Source organism: Methylobacterium oryzae (assembly GCF_021398735.1).
GTDB lineage: Bacteria > Pseudomonadota > Alphaproteobacteria > Rhizobiales > Beijerinckiaceae > Methylobacterium.
Genome location: NZ_CP090349.1, coordinates 1,484,223 through 1,502,087, shown reverse-complemented (window position 1 = coordinate 1,502,087; position 17,865 = coordinate 1,484,223). Strand labels below are relative to the sequence as shown.

Genomic DNA, 17,865 nt, shown 5'->3' with positions numbered 1-17,865 from the left:
CCCGCGTCGCCGGCTCGGCCGGGAAGCCGTCCGGTCGGAGCGTTCTGCCGGGCCTCGATGCGGCGGCACGTAGCGAAGATCTGGTGGTTCAGCTGGGAGGATATGATCCGAGATGCTGTGGCACACCGGAAAGTCTTTCCGCCATGCCGTCCGCATTTTGCCATTACTGGCACGGGATCAATCGGCGCGCGGGGCCCCGCGGCCCGCAACGGCCGCACAGGCGTTCCGGGTACCGCCCCTGGCCCTCGCGGTGCTGCTGGGGTCGGTCGCGGTGACCGGGTCGCCGAGCTGGGCGCGCGATGCCGCCGAGGCGCCGAAGCCGGCCGATACGCCGTCCGCCGCCGACGGGCCGCAGGCGCTCATCGCCTCGCTGCGGAGCCGTATCCTCGCGGCGCACAGCGCGACCTTCGCTCTCGAGAGCTGGTGTGCCGACTACAAGCTCGCCGGAGACCCGCACCTCGTGGCGGAGCGCGTGGCCGTCGCCGACAAGCCCCTGACGGCCGCGCAGCGCGCCCGTCTCGCGATCGGCCCGGACGAGCCGGTGCGCTACCGCCGCGTCCGTCTCGCCTGTGGGGACCGCGTCCTGTCCGAGGCGGATAACTGGTACGTGCCGGCCCGGCTCACGCCGGAGATGAACGCGACGCTGGACACCACCCGCACGCCCTTCGGCCGGGTCGTGCGTCCCCTCGCCCCGGTGCGCAGCACCGTCGAGGTGCGCGCGCCGGTCCGGAGCGCCGCGCCCGGACCGGACGATCCGCTCTTCGAGATCGACGCCGTGCTGTCGACCGGGGCCGGGCAGCCGTTCTGCGAGGTCGTCGAGACGTATCTGGGCGGTGCGCTGCCGCAGGCATCGCGGTAGAACCCGGCCGCGTTCTCGGTTGGGAGGAACAGGTATGGGTTCGAGGTTTCGTCGCGCGGTTCTGGCCCTGCTCGCGACGGGCGCGGCGTGCGCGCCGGCCCTGGCGGCCGATCCGGCCGGCGTATGGCTGACGGAAACCGGCAGTTCGAAGGTCCGCATCGCGCCCTGCGGCGGCGGCTTCTGCGGCACGATCATCAGCGCACCCGGGAAGGGGCTCGACGCGAAGAACCCGGATCCGGCCCTGCGCGGCCGCAGCGTCGTCGGCGTCCAGATCCTCGACGCGCGACAGCCCGAAGGCGGCGGCTTCTCAGGGTCGCTCTACAACCCGAACGACGGCAAGACCTATTCCGGTTCGCTGAAGCTCACGGGACCCGACTCGCTCGAGGTCTCCGGCTGCGTCATGAGCGTGTTCTGCAAGCGGCAGACCTGGACGCGCGTGAAGTGATCGCGCGCGGCGGGCGCCGGGGCGAGGCGGTGCCGCGTCGCAACAACGCGGGATCGATCGCGCGCGACTGAGGTTGCCTGAGCCTGGAACCAGCAAGGATTCTCATGACCCGGACATGTCTCGCCGCCCTTCTCGCCCTCGCCACCGTCGCGCCGGCCAGCGCCCAGGTCGAGGCCCGGCCCGTCGCGCCCGCTCCCGGCGCGCCGGGCGTGGTGAGCCAGCAGATCGACGCCACCGGGAACGAAGCCGCCGTGAGCTACTCGCCCACCGGCCGGCCGGCCGACACGATCTCCAACAACTCGGCGGCAGCGGGCAACGCCAACCAGCCGTCGCGGGTCGCGCCGCAGGGCGGTGGCGGCGGCGGCAGCCGGTGATCTCGCCTGATCCCCGGTGACCCGAGCGGCGCAGGACCCGCGAGGGGGCCGCGATGTTCACCCGGGGCCGGAACGGACGCGGGAGCCTGTCGGGCCGACCGCGCCGGTCTCGCGGAGGACGATCGGACCGCACCCGTGACGGTGCGGCCCTTCCGCGGCCCGTCGCGGCTCAGGCGGCCTCGGTGAGGGCCTGCGCGACGGCGTCGAGGGCGGCCTCGGCCCCGGCTCCGTTCGGGCCGCCGGCCTGCGCCATGTCGCGGCGGCCGCCGCCGCCCTTCCCGCCGAGCGCCCCGGCCCCGGCCCGGACCAGGCCGACCGCGTCGTAGCGCGCGGTCAGGTCGTCGGTGACGCCGACCACCAGCCCGGCCTTGCCGTCCGGTCCGACGCCGACCACCGCCACGATGCCGGAGCCCAGGCGCTTCTTCTCCTCGTCGACGATCGGCTTGAGGTCGCGCATGTCGAGCCCCTCGATGACGGAGCGGCGGAAGGCCACCCCGCCGATCTCGGTCTGCTGCGCGCCCGAGCCCGGGCCGCCCTCGCCGCCCATGGCGAGCTTGCGACGGGTCTCGGCCAGTTCGCGCTCCAGGCGGCGCCGGTCCTCCATCAGCGCGGTCAGGCGGTCGGGCGCCTCCGAGACCGGCGCCTTGAGGATGCCGGCGAGCGCCGCCAGCGTCCGGGCCTCCTCGGCCCGGTGACGGCGCGCCGCGTCGGCCGTCAGCGCCTCGATCCGGCGCACGCCCGCGCCCACCGCGCTCTCGGCCACGATGGTGATCGCCCCGATATCGCCGGTGCGCGCGGCGTGAGTGCCACCGCAGAGCTCCACGGAGAAGTTCTTGGCGCGCGGTTGCGCGGCGTCGCCGTCGACCGGCAGCCCCATCGAGACCACCCGCACCTCGTCGCCGTACTTCTCGCCGAACAGCGCGCGGGCGCCCGACGCGATCGCGTCGTCCACGGCCATCAGCTTCGTGACGACGGGCGCGTTCTGCAGCAGCACCGCGTTGGCGATGTCCTCGACGCGGCCGAGCTCGTCGGCCTCAATCGGCTTCGGGTGGCTGATGTCGAAGCGCAGCCGGTCGGGGCTGACCAGCGAGCCCTTCTGGGCGACGTGGTCGCCCAGCACCTGCCGCAGGGCCTCGTGGAGCAGGTGGGTGGCCGAGTGGTTGGCCCGGATCGCCCTGCGGCGGGCGTTGTCGACCTTCAACTCGACCGGCTGGTCGAGGCCCACCGTCCCCTCCTCCACGGTGACGTGATGGACGAACACGTCGCCGAGCTTCTTCTGGGTGTCGGTCACCCGCGCCCGCACGCCCGGCGCCAGGATCAGGCCGGTATCGCCGACCTGGCCGCCCGACTCCCCGTAGAACGGCGTCTGGTTGACGAGGACGAGGCCGGTCTGACCAGCCTCGAGGGCCTTCACCTCGGCGCCGTCGCGCAGGAGCGCGGTCACGATGCCCTCGGCGGTCTCGGTCTCGTAGCCCAGGAATTCGGTGGCGCCGACGCGCTCGCGCAGTCCGAACCACACCGTCTCGGTCGCCGCCTCGCCCGAGCCCTTCCAGGCCTCGCGGGCCGCCTGCTTCTGGCGCTGCATCGCGGCCGCGAAGGCGTCGGTGTCCACGCCAATGCCGCGGGCCTTGAGGGCGTCCTGCGTCAGGTCGAGGGGGAAGCCGTAGGTGTCGTAGAGGGTGAAGGCGGTCTCGCCGGAGAGCTTGTCGCCCTCCCGGAGGTCGCGGCTCTCGGCGTCGAGGATCGACAGGCCCCGCTCGAGGGTGCGGCGGAAGCGGGTCTCCTCCAGCTTCAGGGTCTCGGCGATCAGGCTCTCGGCCCGCATCAGCTCCGGGTAGGCCTGGCCCATCTCGCGCACGAGGGTCGGCACGAGGCGGAACATGGTGGGCTCGCGGGCCCCCAGGATCTCGGCGTGGCGCATGGCGCGGCGCATGATCCGGCGCAGCACGTAGCCGCGGCCCTCGTTGCCCGGCAGCACACCGTCGGCCACCAGGAAGGAGGCCGCCCGCAGGTGGTCGGCGATCACCCGGTAGGACGCCATCGTGGCCGCCTCCGGCGCCCGCGAGACCGCGTGGGCCACGGCGTCGATCAGGGCGCGGAACAGGTCGGTGTCGTAGTTCGAGTGGACGCCCTGGAGGATCGCCGCCATGCGCTCCAGGCCCATGCCCGTGTCGATCGACGGCCGCGGCAGCGGGTTCCGGACGCCCGGCTCCAGTTGCTCGTACTGCATGAACACGAGGTTCCAGAACTCGAGGAAGCGGTCTCCGTCCTCGTCCGGCGAGCCGGGCGGGCCGCCCTGCAGCGCCGGGCCCTGGTCGATGAAGATCTCCGAGCAGGGGCCGCAGGGGCCGGTATCGCCCATCTGCCAGAAATTGTCGGAGGTCCCGATCCGGATGATCTTGTCGTCGGAGAAGCCGGCGATCTTCTTCCACAGGCCGGCGGCCTCGTCGTCGTCGGCGTAGACGGTGACGAGGAGCTTGTCGGGCTTGAGGCCGAACTCCTTGGTGATCAGCGTCCAGGCCAGCTCGATCGCGCGGTCCTTGAAGTAGTCGCCGAACGAGAAGTTGCCGAGCATCTCGAAGAAGGTGTGGTGGCGCGCGGTGTACCCGACATTGTCGAGGTCGTTGTGCTTGCCGCCAGCCCGCACGCATTTCTGCGCCGTCGTCGCCCGGTCGTAGGCGCGCTTCTCCATCCCGGTGAAGACGTTCTTGAACTGCACCATGCCGGCGTTCGTGAACATCAGCGTCGGGTCGTTCTTCGGCACGAGGCTCGAGGACGGCACGACCTCGTGGCCCGCCTTGGCGAAGTAGTCGAGGAAGGTCGACCGGATCTCGTTGACGCCGCTCATCGGGGCTGACTCTGGCAGTACGGACGGGAAAGGGCGGCCGCGCGTCATCCGCCCGGCGCCCGCATGGCGCCCTCTTAAGGAGGGATGCCGCGCGAGTCACGGGCGGCCTGCCCCGAAATCTCCACGGGACGCCGCAACTCGGCCACAAGCGCGGCCGTGTTGTCGCCACATCTGTCAAGCGATGGTGAGTCCGTAGCGCCACAGCGGCGTGTGGAGAGTCGGGATAACGATGCAGGGCCGCACGGTCGGATCGCCGAGGACCATCACCGGCAAGCAGGGCCATTTCGGCTCGGGCCGCGCCGACGTGATCGCCGCACAGCCCATGCTGGGCCGTGCCCATGGCAGCCGCCCCGCGCTGTTCCGCTCCCTGCTCACCGTCTCGATGATCGCCGGCGGCCTCAGCGCCGCGCTGATCGGGTCGGGCGTGGACCTCGCCAAGGTCGGCCTGTCGCCGGCCGTGTCGGTCGCGGAGGCCGCCACCGAGCTCCCGATGCCGCGCCCGCGCATCCACACCGTCGCCCTCACCACCCCGCTGGAGCAGACGCCGCTGCGCGCCGCCGCGAGCTTCGCCCCGGTGCACGACCTCGACACCGAACTCGGCTCCAACACGGTCGACCGCGTGTCGTACGACTTCCTGCTCTCCGAGAGCGCCGTCGGCGATCCGAACGACATCCTCGAGTTCGGCCCGATGAAGATCCGGCGCCACCTCGTGCAGACGATCGTCCGGGCGGCCCAGGCGGTCCAGACCGATCCGGTGCTGCTGATGGCAGTAGCCGACAAGGAATCGAGCTTCGTCACGGCGGTCCAGGCCAAGACGTCCTCGGCGACGGGCCTCTACCAGTTCATCGAGCGGACCTGGCTCGGCGTGGTTCGCGACTTCGGCGCCAAGTACGGGCTGGAGAAGGACGCGGCGCTGATCACCTCCGACGCCAACGACCGGCCGGTGATCACCGATCCGGCGGAGCGCGCCCGGGTGCTGGAACTGCGCCGCGACCCGTACCTCTCGGCGCTGATGGCCGGCGAGATGCTGAAGCGCGACGCGGCCCGCATCGCCCTGCGCATCGGCCGCGAGCTGACCCTCGGCGAGGTCTACCTCGCCCACTTCCTCGGACCGGACGACGCCGAGGAGTTCCTCGCCAACGTCGTGAACAAGCCGGCCGCCGCCGCGGCGGCCCTGCTCCCGGGGCCGGCCCGGGCCAACCGCTCGATCTTCTTCGCCGCCGGGCGCTTCGTCGGGCGCGGCCGCCACCGCAAGCCCCTGAGCCTGTCGGTCGCACAGGTGCACGAGAAGTTCGAGGCGATGATGAGCACCCGCGGGACGCGCTACCAGAACGTCCGCCAAGTCTCTGGAATCATGGCGTATGCCGACGCCGACGCCGGGCTCGCCACGCAGTAACGGCTCTGTGACGCCGGGCGGGATTCCGAACGCCCGGCGCAACCAGCGGCGGATTGCCGACTTTCCTCCTTCGAGCGCCGCATCCTCGGGCGGCGCGGAAGTCGACTTCGGGGGGAGTCCTTGAAAAAGCACCAGACGAGCGCACCCCTGCCGCTCACCGATACGCTGTCACCGGGTATTCCGCTCGATCAGATCGGTCAGAAACTGGCGTCGTTCTACGATGATCTGGTCACCGAGGGTGTGCCCGAACACCTCGCGGCCCTGGTCCGCCGCGTGCGGCAGAACGAGGGCGACGAGGCCGCCCTGGGCGCGCCGAGCGTCGTGGCGGCCGAGGCCGGTCCGCCGCGTCTCGCGCTCGTCGTGGAGGACGATCCCGAGATCCGCGCGCTCGCCGAGACCCTCTTGGAGGAAACCGAACTCGACGTGGTCGGGTGCGACAGCGCCGAGGCCGCCCTGTCGGTCCTCCAGGCGCGCGGGGGCGACGTCGCCCTCGTCTTCGCCGACGTCCGGCTGGCCGGCGAGATGGACGGCCTCCAGCTCGCCCGCGCGGTGGCGACCCTGTGGCCCCGGGCCCGTCTGGTGATCACCTCGGGCCACGGCATTCCCCGCCCCGAGCTGCCGGCCGAGGCCGTCTTCATCGCCAAGCCGTGGCGCCCCCTCGACGTGCTGGTCGAGGCCGAGCGCGCCGCCGCCGACCCGGCCCCGCCGGTGGTCTGAGGCGTTCCGCGCGGCCGGGCCCGGCCCTTGCATCGCCGGTGACCGCGTCGGCGCGAGCCCGGAGCCTGCGACTTGCCGATCCTCTCCGTCCGCCACCGCACGGTCTACCGGTACCGGCGTCCGGTCGCCTTCGGCGAGCACCGGATCATGTTCCGGCCGCGCGACAGCTACGATCAGCGGCTGATCGCGGCGACCCTCGACATTGCCCCGGAGCCGGCCGCCCTGCGCTGGCTGTTCGACGTGTTCGGCAACTGCGTGGCGGTCGCGACCTTCGACACCCGCGCCGAGACCCTGACCTTCGACTGCGGCATCACCCTCGACCACACCCCGGAGCACGCGCCGGTCTTCCCCCTGGCGCCGCACGCGACCCACTACCCGTTCGGCTACGGCGCCGAGGACATGCCGGACCTCGCCCGCTCCATCGAGCGGCAATGGCCGGACCCGCGGCACGAGGTCGATGCCTGGGCGCGGAGCTTCCTGCCGCCGCAGGGCCGTATCCCGACGCAAGAGCTGCTGGCCGCGATGACGCGCAGCGTGCGGGCGAACTTCACCTACCTCGCCCGCTCCGAGAAGGGCGTGCAGGACCCGCTCACGACCCTGCGCACGAAGCTCGGTTCGTGCCGGGACTTCGCGGTGCTGATGATGGAGGGCGTCCGGGCGCTCGGCATGGCCGCCCGCTTCGTCTCCGGATACCTCTACAACCCGCGCAACGACCGGGCGCGCCACGTCGGCGGCGGCTCCACCCACGCCTGGCTGCAGGTCTACCTGCCGGGCGCCGGCTGGGTCGAGTTCGACCCGACCAACGGCATCGTGGGCAACCGCGACCTGATCCGCGTGGCGGTGACCCGCGATCCGGCCCAGGCCGTGCCGCTGCACGGCTCATTCTTCGGCCTCGCCAGCGACGATCTCGGCATGCGCGTCGACGTCGACGTGGTGGAGCTGCCCGCCGACGGGCCGGCGGCCCGAACCGTGCAGGGGCCGGAGACGTCCCTGGCGCGTTGAGTTCGCGCGCACCCGGACCCGGAACGAGCGTGCGTGGCGACTCCGCGCGGACGGCGACAGAGCAAGGTGGCCCCGATGAAGATCAGGACCGGTTTCGATATCGCTTTCACGCTGTCGCAGCCGACACCGATGATCCTGATGCTGAGCGTCCATCCCTCGCGGATCAACGACGTGCTGACCCCGCACGCGATCGGGTTCGATCCGCCGCTCGAGGCGCGGACGTACCGGGACGGCTTCGACAACATCTGCCACCGCATCGTCGCGCCGCCCGGTCAGCTGACCATCGCGGCCGACTTCACGGTCGAGGATTCGGGCGAGCCCGATCCGGTCGTGCCGGACGCCCGGCAGATCCCGGTCCAGGACCTGCCCGACGACGTCCTGATCTTCCTCCTGGGCTCGCGCTACTGCGACACCGACAAGCTCTCGCAGACCGCGTGGTCCCTGTTCGGCGGCACGCCGGAGGGCTGGGCCCGCGTCCAGGCGATCGTCGACTACACGCACGAGCGGATCCGCTTCGACTATCAGCGCGCCGACGCGACCCGGAGCGCGCACGACGCCTTCATGCAGCGCGAGGGCGTGTGCCGGGACTTCGCGCACCTGGCGATCACCCTGTGCCGGTGCATGAACATCCCGGCGCGCTACGCCACCGGATACCTCGGCGATATCGGCGTGCCAAAGGATCCGGCGCCGATGGACTTCTCCGCGTGGTTCGAGGTCTTCCTCGCGGGCCCAGAGGGGCCGCGCTGGTACACGTTCGACGCCCGCCACAACCGGCCCCGCATCGGCCGCATCGTCATGGCCCGCGGCCGCGACGCCACCGACTGCGCCATCTCGACCAACTTCGGCTACGCCCACCTCGCGCGCTTCGACGTCCACACGGACGAGGCCCCCTGAGCCGCGCACGCGTTCGTGATATCGCGCACCGCACGGCCAAGCCGGCCTGCGTATTCCGCCGGGCAGCAAATTCCGGGCGGAAGTATGGAACTGCCAGCCTATGCTCACGCTTGTAATGGCAAAGGTTATTGCACAGGTAGGCCACTCATGAAGACCACGGTCACCGCACTCGCCGCGCTCCTCGGCGTGTCTGTTCTTGCCGCCACGCCCGTCCTCGCCGCTTCGTCGTACGATCCCTTCGGCACGGATAGTGCCGACGAGTACTACTCCGATCAGGGACAGTACGGTTACCAGGGCTCTTACGCCCCGGGCTACGGCCAGGGCGTGCAAGCCGCGCCGCAGGCGCAGGTCCAGCCGATCCCCCGCGAGATCGTCGCGTTCAACGCGCCCTACGCGCCCGGCACGATCGTGGTCTCCACCGCCGAGCGGCGCCTGTACTACGTGCTCGGCAACGGTGAGGCGATCCGCTACGGCGTCGGCGTCGGCCGTCCGGGCTTCAGCTGGAGCGGCACCAACAAGATCACCGCCAAGCGCGAGTGGCCGTCGTGGACGCCCCCGAAGGCCATGATCGCCCGTCGTCCCGACCTGCCGCGTTACATGGCGGGCGGCATCGAGAACCCCCTCGGCGCCCGGGCCATGTATATCGGCAGCACCGAGTACCGTATCCACGGCTCCAACGAGCCGGACACGATCGGTCAGGCGGTCTCGTCGGGCTGCATCCGGATGACCAACGACGACGTCACCGACCTGTACGAGCGCGTGAAGGTCGGCGCCAAGGTCGTCGTCCTGAACTGAGCGCGCGGCGCGGGATCACCCGCGCCCCTAGCCCGCCTGTGCCGCACGGGCCGCGTCATCCCACCCGGGGGCGCGGCCCGTCGCGTGTGCGGTCGCCTGCGCGGGGCTGCGCCTCAGGGAACGACGCGGCCGACGGCCGTCTGCGGCGGGCTGAACGACGCGATCGGCATGTCGCAGAAGCAGCGCACGCCGAGGGGCCGCGGCCCCGGCAGCGGGCAGGAATACGGCTTCGGGCCGGTGATTCCCTGCTGGACGGCGTCGCAATTGTAGCCGACCGGGGCGCGCTGCGCCCGGCGCGGGACCGGCCGGTAACCGCCGTCGTAGCCCGGATCGTCGTAGTACTGGGCGAAGGCCGCGCTACTCGGAGCGACGGCGGCGAGCGCCAGGGCGGCGACCGCCAGACGGAGAGGTCCACGCAGGCCGGATCGGCCGGAAACAGTGAGGCGCATCCCTGAACCCTTCACTCGGCGCGGACCCAACGCGTCCGCCCGGCGGCTCTCGGCGGCAATACCGGCGAAAACGAGACGGCCCGCCCCCGGATCGGGAGCGGGCCGCGGCCCCGTTCGTCGGTGCGAGCGTCAGTGCGACGCGCGCTCGGCGGCGTCCTGGGCGTTCTGGGCCGTCTGCTTCGCGGCGTCCTGGCCCTGCTCCATGGCCTTGCGGGCCTCGTCGGCACCCTGCTGCATCGCCGACTTGGCGCGCTCGGCGCCCTGCTGCATCGCGCTCTGCGCGAGGCCGCTGAACTCCTTCGCCTGGGCCTGGATGGCGGCGAACTGGCTGCGGACGAACTCGGCCTGGTGCTGCATCGCCTCCTGCATGTCCCTGGAGCGGACGAGCTTCTGGGCGAGGTCGAAGGCCGCGTTCACGTTCTGCTCGGCATACTCGAAGCCGCGCGAGGACGCGTCCAGCGCGTTGGAGCGCGCCAGCTCGGCCGAGCCCTGCACGGTGTCGGCGGTGCGGCGAGCCGCGCCGATGAAGCTGTCGAACGCCTTCCGGGCCTGCTCGACGCTCTTCTCGGCGAAGTCGCGCATCTCGGCCGGAACTTCGTAGTTCGGGGGGTTGCTCATACGTCGTCTCCTCTCTTCATTGGCCTGTGGATGGCGCTTTGTGCGGTGCACAATAACTGATTCGCCGCCATATGCCACCCGCGCTCACGGCGTTAAGGTTGACATAACGTAAACGTGTGACGGTTGCGCCGAGAGTCCAGCGCCGTGGCGCGGGGGAGTTTACAATAGGGCTACGGTCGCGCGCGTTTCTCGGGCAAAGCGGGACCGTTGAGCGTCAGGATCGCGTTAGGGTTCGAGGTCGCGGGCTTTGGAGACGACAGTGACACCGACGGCCGCTGCAGCCCCGCCCGGGCTGGGGACTGCCTTCGCGACCTGGGAGCGCCTGCCCGCGCTGGCGGCCGCGCTGGGCGCGCGCGACGCCGTGCATCTCGTGATCGATCCGTCGGAGGCCCGGATCCTGTCCGCGTCCGAAGCGGCGGCGGGTCTCGCCACGGTTCTGGACGGCCCGGCCCTCGCCGACCTGACCCGGCAGATCGCGACCGCGGTGGCGGGCGACGCCGCGCCCCGCCTCGCGCGCCTGCGCCTCGATGTCCGCCGGATCGCGCCGCCGGTCCTGTGCTGGCTGGCGCGCGGCGCGCAGGACGACGGCCGGCCCGCGATCCTCGTCGTGCCGACCGCGCCAGTGGCGGCTGGCCGCGCGCGTCCGATCCGCCCGCTCGATCCACCGGTCGACGCGCCCGCCGGGCATCCGGTGGCAGCGCGGGCGCTTCCCCAGGAGCCGCAATCGCCTCCGGCGACGCCGCTCCGGCGCGACGACCGCTTCCTCTGGCGCCTCGATGCCGCGGGTGTCCTGACGACCCTCACAGGCCCGGAGGCGCTCGCCGGGCTGGTCGGGCAGCGCTGGCGGGATCTGGCCGAGAGCGGGCGCCTCTCCGGCGCCGACGCCGTGCTGGCGGCCCTGCGCGACCGGCGCACCTTCCGCGGGGAACCGGCGGTCCTCGATGCCGGCACCGGGGCGTTCCGGGTCGACCTGTCCGGAGCCCCGCTCGGGCGGGGCGACGCGGCCTTCTCGGGCTTCGGCGGCTTCGGCCTGATCCGCAGCGCCCCGCCCGGCAGCCCGAGACCAGTCGCGACGCCGGAGCCGATCCCGGGGTCCATGCCCGAGCGCGTTCCCGAGCGCGTTCCCGAGCCCGTGCCCTCCGCGACGCCGGAGCCGGCAAGGTCCGAGGTTATCAAGCCCGCTGCCGTCCCGGCCGGGACCGGCGACGCCGCGATCCCTGTCGCGATTCCTGTCGCGGTCGACGCGGATCCCGTCGCCGCGCCACTGTCGAACGACGAGCACGCCGCGTTCCGCGAGATCGCCCGCGCGCTGGGCGCCCGCTACGCCGGTGACGAGGCCGGATCGGGGTCGCCCCGGACCGCGGGAGGGGCGGTGATGCCGTTCCCGGCGCCGCAGGCCGGTCCGGCGGAGACCAGCGCGACCGCCGCGGATCCCGATGTCGAGACCGGGACGGCGGAGGCCGAGCCGGTCGCCGACGCGCCGCCGTCCCCGGAATCCGATCTCCTCGGCGGATTGCCGGTGCCGGTGCTGGTCCATCGCGACGGAGCGATCGTCGCGACGAACCGCGCCTTCCTCGATCTGACCGGCCACCCCGACCTGCCGAGCCTCGCGCGCCTCGGTCTTCCGGGATTGCTGCCCGGCCTCCCCCCGGCGGAGACGGTCGACCCATCCGCGCGCCGGACGACCGTCGCGACGGCCGACGGCGGCGCCCGTCCCGTCGAAATCCGGGCCGGCGCCCTCCCCTGGTCGGGCGCGACCGCGACGTGCCTGGTCGTGCGCCCGGTCGAGGACGCCGACGTCGCCGACGCCCTCACGGCCGAGCGCCTCGCCCGCGCCGCTGAGACCGAGCGGACGGCCAGCGCCGAGGCGACTTTGGACGCGCTGGAGACGGGCGTCGTCACGGTCGACGGGGCCGGGCGCATCGTCGCGCTGAACCGCGCGGCGGCCGGCCTGTTCGGCTGCGATCCGCGCGAGATCGTCGGCAGCAGCTTCGTCACGCTCTTCGACCGGGAGAGCGTCCTGACGGTCGCCGATGCCCTGAGGGGCACCGCCCCGGGGCGGCGGATCGTGCGCATCGACGGCGCTCCGATGTCGTTGACCGTAGCGGCGACGGCGAGCCGGCGCGTGGCCCAGATCGCCCGAGCCGAGGACGAGGCCCTCGCGCGGAGCGCGGAGGGCGGCCCGGAGCCCGCGCCGGGCCGCGCCGATGCCCTCGACCGGCTCGGCTGCGCCGTCCGCGAGCCCGTGTCCGGGATCGTCGACCTGGCCGGCGCGATGCTGAAGGAACCGTTCGGCCCCCTCGGCGACGCGCGCTACCGGGGCTGCCTCGCCGAGATCAAGGCCTCGGGCGAGGCGATGCTGGAGCGCGTCGGGAAACTCCTGGACCTCGCCGCCGTCGAGGCCGGCGCGCTCCACCTGGAGCCGCGCGCCCTCGACCTCAACGACGTCGTGGCGAGCTGTGTCGCCCAGCTCCAGGCGGAGGCGGCGCGGGGGCGCATCGTGATGCGGACGAGCTTCTCGACCGATATCGGCGACCTGGAGGCCGACGAGCGCTCGGTCAGCCGCGCGGCCAGCTTGGTGATCGAGAACGCGATCCGACGCTCCACGGCCGGCAGCCAGATCATCGTGTCCACCGGGTCCGCCGAGCGGGCGGGGATCGCCGTGCGGGTGCGCGAGACCGGCGCCGGCCACGCGCCGCGGGCGGCAGCGCCGCAGGGCGATGTCGAGGACGGGCTGGCGCTGCCGCGGGCGCTCGTGGAGGCCAATGGCGGGCGCCTGCAGCTCTCCGCCCGACCGGAAGACGGCACGCTCGTGGAGATCATCATGCCCGCGCGGCGGGCGGCCAACGGCTAGGGGTGAGCGCCCCCCACCCCCGCGGGGCGGAAACAGAGGGCCGCCGGTGACAGCGGGCTCGGGCGCGCGCGCTTGACAGCGCAGCATCGAAGCCCCAATCAGCCCTTACATTGCGCCCAATCTATTCACGGGAATTGAGCTGCGCAGGAGCGCGCCAAACTGCGATGATATCGTCCTCGTAGATTGGCGGCTACGTTACTTTGGAAGTCCTGGCTGCGCGGCGGAGACCGCGATACGATCGGGCGCCAAAACAGGGATGGGACGCCATGGTAGGCAAGGTGATCGAGGTTCAATCCGCGTGGCGCGAGGGTGCGCACGTGGACGATGCCAAGTACCGGGAGATGTACGCGGCTTCGGTCGCCGATCCCAACGCGTTCTGGGCCGAGCACGGCAAGCGCATCGACTGGATGAAGCCGTTCTCGACGGTGAAGAACACCAGCTTCGAGCCCGGCAAGGTCTCGATCAAGTGGTTCGAGGACGGCAAGACCAACGTCGCCCATAACTGTATCGATCGCCATCTCGAGACCCGCGGCGACCAGACCGCGATCATCTGGGAAGGCGACAACCCCGACGAATCCAAGCACATCACCTACCGCGAGCTGCACGCGCAGGTCTGCCGGATGGCCAACGTCCTGCGCAACCGCGGCGTCGGCAAGGGCGACCGCGTCACGCTCTACATGCCGATGGTCCCGGAGGCCGCCTACGCGATGCTCGCCTGCGCGCGGCTCGGGGCGATCCACGCCATCGTGTTCGGCGGCTTCTCGCCGGATTCCCTCGCCTCGCGCATCCAGGGCTGCGGCTCCAAGGTGGTGATCACCGCCGACGAGGGCCTGCGCGGAGGCCGCAAGGTGCCGCTGAAGGCCAATGTCGACGAGGCGATCAAGCGTCTCGGGACCGACCTCGTCGACCACGTGATCGTCGTGCGCCGCACCGGCGGCAGCGTCGCCATGGAGGCGGGCCGGGACGTCTACTACGACGAGGCCGCCGAGCAGGTGACGGACGAGTGCCCCGCCGTGGCGGTGGAGGCCGAGCACCCGCTCTTCATCCTCTACACCTCCGGCTCGACCGGGCAGCCGAAGGGCGTGGTGCACACCACCGGCGGTTACCTCGTCTACGCGTCGATGACGCACGAGTACGTCTTCGATTACCGCGAAGGCGACGTGTACTGGTGCACCGCCGATGTCGGCTGGGTCACGGGCCACAGCTACATCGTGTACGGGCCGCTCGCGAACGGCGCCACGACGCTGATGTTCGAGGGCATCCCGACCTACCCGTCGACCTCCCGGTTCTGGGAAGTGGTCGACAAGCACAAGGTCAACATCTTCTACACGGCGCCGACCGCGATCCGCTCGCTGATGGGCGGCGGCGAGGGGCCGGTGAAGAAGACCTCGCGGCAATCGCTCCGCGTGCTGGGCTCCGTGGGCGAGCCGATCAACCCGGAAGCCTGGGAGTGGTACTACAACGTCGTCGGCGACCAGCGCTGCTCGATCGTCGACACGTGGTGGCAGACCGAGACCGGCGGCATCCTGATCACCCCGCTGCCGGGTGCCACCGCCCTGAAGCCGGGCTCGGCGACCCGGCCGTTCTTCGGCGTGAAGCCCGAGATGGTCGACGCCGAGGGCAAGGTCCTGGAGGGCGCCTGCGAGGGCAATCTCTGCATCGCCGATTCCTGGCCGGGCCAGATGCGCACGGTCTACGGCGACCATGAGCGCTTCGAGCAGACCTACTTCTCGACCTACCCGGGCAAGTACTTCACCGGCGACGGCGCCCGCCGCGATGCGGACGGCTACTACTGGATCACCGGCCGGGTCGACGACGTCATCAACGTCTCGGGTCACCGGATGGGCACCGCCGAGGTCGAGTCGTCCCTGGTCGCCCACCCGAAGGTGGCCGAGGCCGCGGTGGTGGGCTACCCGCACAACGTGAAGGGCCAGGGCATCTACGCCTACGTGACCCTGAACGACGGCGAGGAGGGCGACGACGCCCTGCGCAAGGAACTCGTGACCTGGGTCCGCAAGGATATCGGGCCGATCGCCTCGCCGGACCTGATCCAGTTCGCGCCCGGCCTGCCCAAGACCCGCTCGGGCAAGATCATGCGCAGGATCCTGCGCAAGATCGCCGAGGACGATTTCAGCTCGCTCGGCGACACCTCGACGCTCGCCGAGCCGGCCGTCGTCGACGACCTGATCGAGAACCGGCAGAACCGGGGCTGATCGCACCCGCGCCGCCCCGGCGGCGCGGGTTCGGACCGGGGCGGGTGCCGGGGCGGCGCCCGCTCCCAACAAGAACCACGAGTCTCAACGCGAAGAACCGGGGGGCCAGAGCAGGCCCTCGCGGGAGGAACACCCATGAGCGGCACGACACTGAACACCCGAGGGCGCGCGGCGCCCCCGGGACCACGCCCACGCGAGACCGCCGCCGATCCGCAGGTCGAGCGGATCGCCCGGACACCCGAGTTCCAGCAGCTCGTTCACGAGCGCACCCGCTTCGCCTGGATCCTGACGATCCTGATGCTGGTCGTCTATTTCGGCTTCATCGGCCTGATCGCCTTCGACAAGTCGCTCCTCGCCGTGAAGGTCGGCGGCACCGCCTCCCTCGGCCTGTTCGCGGGCGTGTTCGTGATCCTGTTCGCCTTCGCGCTCACGGGGGTCTACGTCGCCCGGGCCAACACGCGCTTCGACGCGCTGAGCGAAGCCCTGAAGCGGAGCGTGGCCCGATGAACCGCCTCCTCCTCGGCCTGACGCTCGCCACGATCGTCGCGAGCGCCGCCTACGCGGCCGGCCCGGATCTCGGTGCCGTCGCGCAATCGGCCACGAACTGGCCGGCCATCCTGATGTTCCTGTTCTTCGTGCTGCTGACGCTCGGCATCACCTACCGGGCGGCCAAGGGCACCAAGTCGGCCGCCGACTTCTACGCGGCGGGCGGCGGCATCTCGGCCGGCACCAACTCGCTGGCGATCGCCGGCGACTACATGTCGGCGGCCTCGTTCCTCGGCATCTCCGGCCTCGTCTACACCTCGGGCTTCGACGGGCTGATCTACTCGACGGGCTTCCTGGTCGGCTGGCCGATCGTGCTGTTTCTGATCGCGGAGCGCCTGCGCAACCTCGGCAAGTTCACCTTCGCCGACGTGGCGAGCTTCCGCCTCGACCAGACCGCGATCCGCATCATCTCGGCGGTGGGCACCCTGGTGGTGGTGGCCTTCTACCTGATCGCCCAGATGGTCGGCGCGGGGAAGCTGATTCAGCTCCTGTTCGGCCTGCCCTACCTCTACGCGGTGATCATCGTCGGCGTCCTGATGATCGTCTACGTCGCCTTCGGCGGCATGAAGGCGACCACCTGGGTGCAGGTGATCAAGGCCTGCCTGCTGCTCGGCGGCGCGACCTTCATGGCCGGCGCGGTTCTGTACAAGTACGGCTTCAACCCGGAATCGCTGTTCGCCAACGCCGTTCAGGTCCACCCGAAGGGCGACGCGATCATGGCGCCGGGCGGTCTGGTGTCGAACCCGGTCGAGGCGATCTCGCTCGGCGTCGGCCTGATGTTCGGCACCGCCGGGCTGCCGCACATCCTCATGCGGTTCTTCACGGTCTCGGACGCCCAGGCCGCCCGCAAGTCGGTGTTCTACGCCACCGGCCTGATCGGCTACTTCTATATCCTGACCTTCATCATCGGCTTCGGCGGCATCGCGCTGCTGATGTCGGACCCGGTCTACTTCAAGCTCGGTCCGGCCGGCGCGTTCGACAAGCTGAAGGACATGATCGGCGGCACCAACATGGTGGCGGTGAACCTCGCCAACGCGGTGGGCGGGCCGTACTTCCTCGGCTTCATCTCCGCGGTGGCCTTCGCGACGATCCTCGCGGTCGTCGCCGGGCTCACGCTCGCCGGGGCCTCGGCGATCAGCCACGACCTCTACGCCCAGGTGATCGCCCGCGGGCGCACCACCGAGAAGCACGAGGTCAACCTGTCGAAGATCTCGGCCGTGGTGATCGGGATCGTGGCGATCTACCTCGGCTACGTGTTCGAGAACCAGAACGTCGCCTTCATGGTCGGCCTCGCCTTCGCGGTGGCGGCGAGCTGCAACTTCCCGGTGCTGGCCATGTCGATCCTGTGGCGCGGCACCACCACCTGGGGCGCGCTCGCCGGCGGCCTCGTCGGCCTGCTCGCGGCGGTCATCATGGTGGTTCTGTCGAAGGCCGTGTGGGTGACCACGCTGGGCAATCCCGCCCCGCTCTTCCCCTACGACAACCCGGCGCTGTTCTCGATGCCGCTGGCCTTCGCGACGATCTGGATCGTCTCCCTCATGGACAAGTCCCGCCGGGCCCAGCGCGAGCGGGCCGCCTTCGAGGCGCAGTACGTGCGCTCCGAGACGGGCATCGGGGCGGCCGGCGCGCACGCGCACTGACGGCCTTCCGAAGCATCGAACAGGCGGAGGGCGCGGCGCGAGCCGCGCCCTTCGTCGTTCCGGTGACAACTGCGTACGCGCCCATGTTGATGGGGGTCTTCACGATCGCTTTACCGGTTGACCGCTCCGATCGGTGCGATAACGCATAGGTGATCTGCGCCGTGCGCAGAACCGCCCGGGAATCGGGCCGGTGAGCGGGCGATCCGTGTCGCGGG

Annotated in this window: 15 protein-coding genes; 12 read left to right on the top strand and 3 right to left on the bottom strand. The window is 71.4% G+C overall.

Features of this window, described 5'->3' with window-relative positions:
* Positions 1-112: 112 nt before the first annotated feature.
* From LXM90_RS07160 to LXM90_RS07150, 3 genes are all read left to right on the top strand, one after another.
* Positions 113-859 (top strand): hypothetical protein, encoded by a 747-nt coding sequence (locus LXM90_RS07160; RefSeq protein WP_026604883.1) that lies wholly within the window; start codon positions 113-115, stop codon positions 857-859.
* A 34-nt stretch (positions 860-893) separates the two neighbouring features.
* The gene (locus tag LXM90_RS07155) at positions 894-1,304 is read left to right on the top strand and encodes a DUF2147 domain-containing protein (RefSeq protein WP_020092873.1); all 411 of its coding nucleotides are present in this window, start codon (positions 894-896) and stop codon (positions 1,302-1,304) included.
* A 104-nt stretch (positions 1,305-1,408) separates the two neighbouring features.
* A complete protein-coding gene (locus LXM90_RS07150) occupies positions 1,409-1,678 on the top strand; it encodes a hypothetical protein (RefSeq protein ID WP_012322495.1) in 270 nt (89 codons plus the stop codon).
* Between the two features lie 169 nt (positions 1,679-1,847).
* Here the strand turns inward: LXM90_RS07150 and alaS are convergent, their stop codons facing one another.
* Positions 1,848-4,526, bottom strand: a complete 2,679-nt coding sequence (alaS, locus tag LXM90_RS07145; RefSeq protein ID WP_020092874.1) for an alanine--tRNA ligase — start codon at positions 4,524-4,526, stop codon at positions 1,848-1,850.
* A gap of 229 nt (positions 4,527-4,755) precedes the next feature.
* Here alaS and LXM90_RS07140 point away from each other — a divergent pair, with 229 nt between their 5' ends.
* From LXM90_RS07140 to LXM90_RS07120, 5 genes are all read left to right on the top strand, one after another.
* A complete protein-coding gene (locus tag LXM90_RS07140; RefSeq protein ID WP_020092875.1) occupies positions 4,756-5,922 on the top strand; it encodes a transglycosylase SLT domain-containing protein in 1,167 nt (388 codons plus the stop codon).
* Between the two features lie 120 nt (positions 5,923-6,042).
* Complete coding sequence (locus LXM90_RS07135; RefSeq protein ID WP_020092876.1) at positions 6,043-6,639, top strand: NepR family anti-sigma factor; 597 nt, start codon at positions 6,043-6,045, stop codon at positions 6,637-6,639.
* A gap of 72 nt (positions 6,640-6,711) precedes the next feature.
* Positions 6,712-7,641: a transglutaminase family protein gene (locus tag LXM90_RS07130; protein WP_042672246.1), complete on the top strand. Its 930-nt coding sequence runs from the start codon at positions 6,712-6,714 to the stop codon at positions 7,639-7,641.
* A 75-nt stretch (positions 7,642-7,716) separates the two neighbouring features.
* On the top strand, positions 7,717-8,535 hold the full coding sequence (locus LXM90_RS07125; protein WP_020092878.1) for a transglutaminase-like domain-containing protein: 819 nt from the start codon (positions 7,717-7,719) through the stop codon (positions 8,533-8,535).
* A 147-nt stretch (positions 8,536-8,682) separates the two neighbouring features.
* Positions 8,683-9,330, top strand: a complete 648-nt coding sequence (locus LXM90_RS07120; protein WP_020092879.1) for a L,D-transpeptidase — start codon at positions 8,683-8,685, stop codon at positions 9,328-9,330.
* A gap of 113 nt (positions 9,331-9,443) precedes the next feature.
* Here LXM90_RS07120 and LXM90_RS07115 read toward each other — a convergent pair whose 3' ends face one another.
* Positions 9,444-9,779 (bottom strand): hypothetical protein, encoded by a 336-nt coding sequence (locus tag LXM90_RS07115; protein WP_020092880.1) that lies wholly within the window; start codon positions 9,777-9,779, stop codon positions 9,444-9,446.
* A 129-nt stretch (positions 9,780-9,908) separates the two neighbouring features.
* Positions 9,909-10,397, bottom strand: coding sequence for a phasin (locus LXM90_RS07110; RefSeq protein ID WP_012322487.1), 489 nt, complete (start codon positions 10,395-10,397; stop codon positions 9,909-9,911).
* Between the two features lie 259 nt (positions 10,398-10,656).
* Here LXM90_RS07110 and LXM90_RS07105 point away from each other — a divergent pair, with 259 nt between their 5' ends.
* The 4 genes from LXM90_RS07105 to LXM90_RS07090 all read left to right on the top strand — a co-directional run bounded on the left by LXM90_RS07105 (position 10,657) and on the right by LXM90_RS07090 (position 17,650).
* On the top strand, positions 10,657-13,251 hold the full coding sequence (locus tag LXM90_RS07105; protein WP_234082172.1) for a PAS domain-containing protein: 2,595 nt from the start codon (positions 10,657-10,659) through the stop codon (positions 13,249-13,251).
* 266 nt (positions 13,252-13,517) lie between these two features.
* Positions 13,518-15,464 carry an acetate--CoA ligase gene (gene acs, locus LXM90_RS07100; RefSeq protein WP_020092882.1) on the top strand — a complete coding sequence of 649 codons (1,947 nt, stop codon included), beginning with the start codon at positions 13,518-13,520 and terminating at the stop codon, positions 15,462-15,464.
* A gap of 135 nt (positions 15,465-15,599) precedes the next feature.
* Positions 15,600-15,971: a DUF485 domain-containing protein gene (locus LXM90_RS07095; protein WP_020092883.1), complete on the top strand. Its 372-nt coding sequence runs from the start codon at positions 15,600-15,602 to the stop codon at positions 15,969-15,971.
* Entirely contained in the window at positions 15,968-17,650 is a 1,683-nt protein-coding gene (locus LXM90_RS07090) for a cation acetate symporter (protein WP_234082170.1), read from the top strand. The genes LXM90_RS07095 and LXM90_RS07090 overlap by 4 nt, the downstream gene beginning before the upstream one ends.
* Positions 17,651-17,865: the final 215 nt, after the last annotated feature.

Excerpts from the sequence above, each read along its gene's own strand:
- LXM90_RS07150 (WP_012322495.1), top strand. The coding sequence starts at position 1,409 with ATGACCCGGACATGTCTCGCCGCCCTTCTCGCCCTCGCCACCGTCGCG.
- LXM90_RS07155 (WP_020092873.1), top strand. The coding sequence starts at position 894 with ATGGGTTCGAGGTTTCGTCGCGCGGTTCTGGCCCTGCTCGCGACGGGC.
- LXM90_RS07140 (WP_020092875.1), top strand. The coding sequence starts at position 4,756 with ATGCAGGGCCGCACGGTCGGATCGCCGAGGACCATCACCGGCAAGCAG.
- LXM90_RS07115 (WP_020092880.1), bottom strand. The coding sequence starts at position 9,779 with ATGCGCCTCACTGTTTCCGGCCGATCCGGCCTGCGTGGACCTCTCCGT.
- LXM90_RS07110 (WP_012322487.1), bottom strand. The coding sequence starts at position 10,397 with ATGAGCAACCCCCCGAACTACGAAGTTCCGGCCGAGATGCGCGACTTC.
- alaS (WP_020092874.1), bottom strand. The coding sequence starts at position 4,526 with ATGAGCGGCGTCAACGAGATCCGGTCGACCTTCCTCGACTACTTCGCC.
- LXM90_RS07090 (WP_234082170.1), top strand. The coding sequence starts at position 15,968 with ATGAACCGCCTCCTCCTCGGCCTGACGCTCGCCACGATCGTCGCGAGC.
- LXM90_RS07125 (WP_020092878.1), top strand. The coding sequence starts at position 7,717 with ATGAAGATCAGGACCGGTTTCGATATCGCTTTCACGCTGTCGCAGCCG.
- LXM90_RS07095 (WP_020092883.1), top strand. The coding sequence starts at position 15,600 with ATGAGCGGCACGACACTGAACACCCGAGGGCGCGCGGCGCCCCCGGGA.
- LXM90_RS07160 (WP_026604883.1), top strand. The coding sequence starts at position 113 with ATGCTGTGGCACACCGGAAAGTCTTTCCGCCATGCCGTCCGCATTTTG.
- acs (WP_020092882.1), top strand. The coding sequence starts at position 13,518 with ATGGTAGGCAAGGTGATCGAGGTTCAATCCGCGTGGCGCGAGGGTGCG.
- LXM90_RS07120 (WP_020092879.1), top strand. The coding sequence starts at position 8,683 with ATGAAGACCACGGTCACCGCACTCGCCGCGCTCCTCGGCGTGTCTGTT.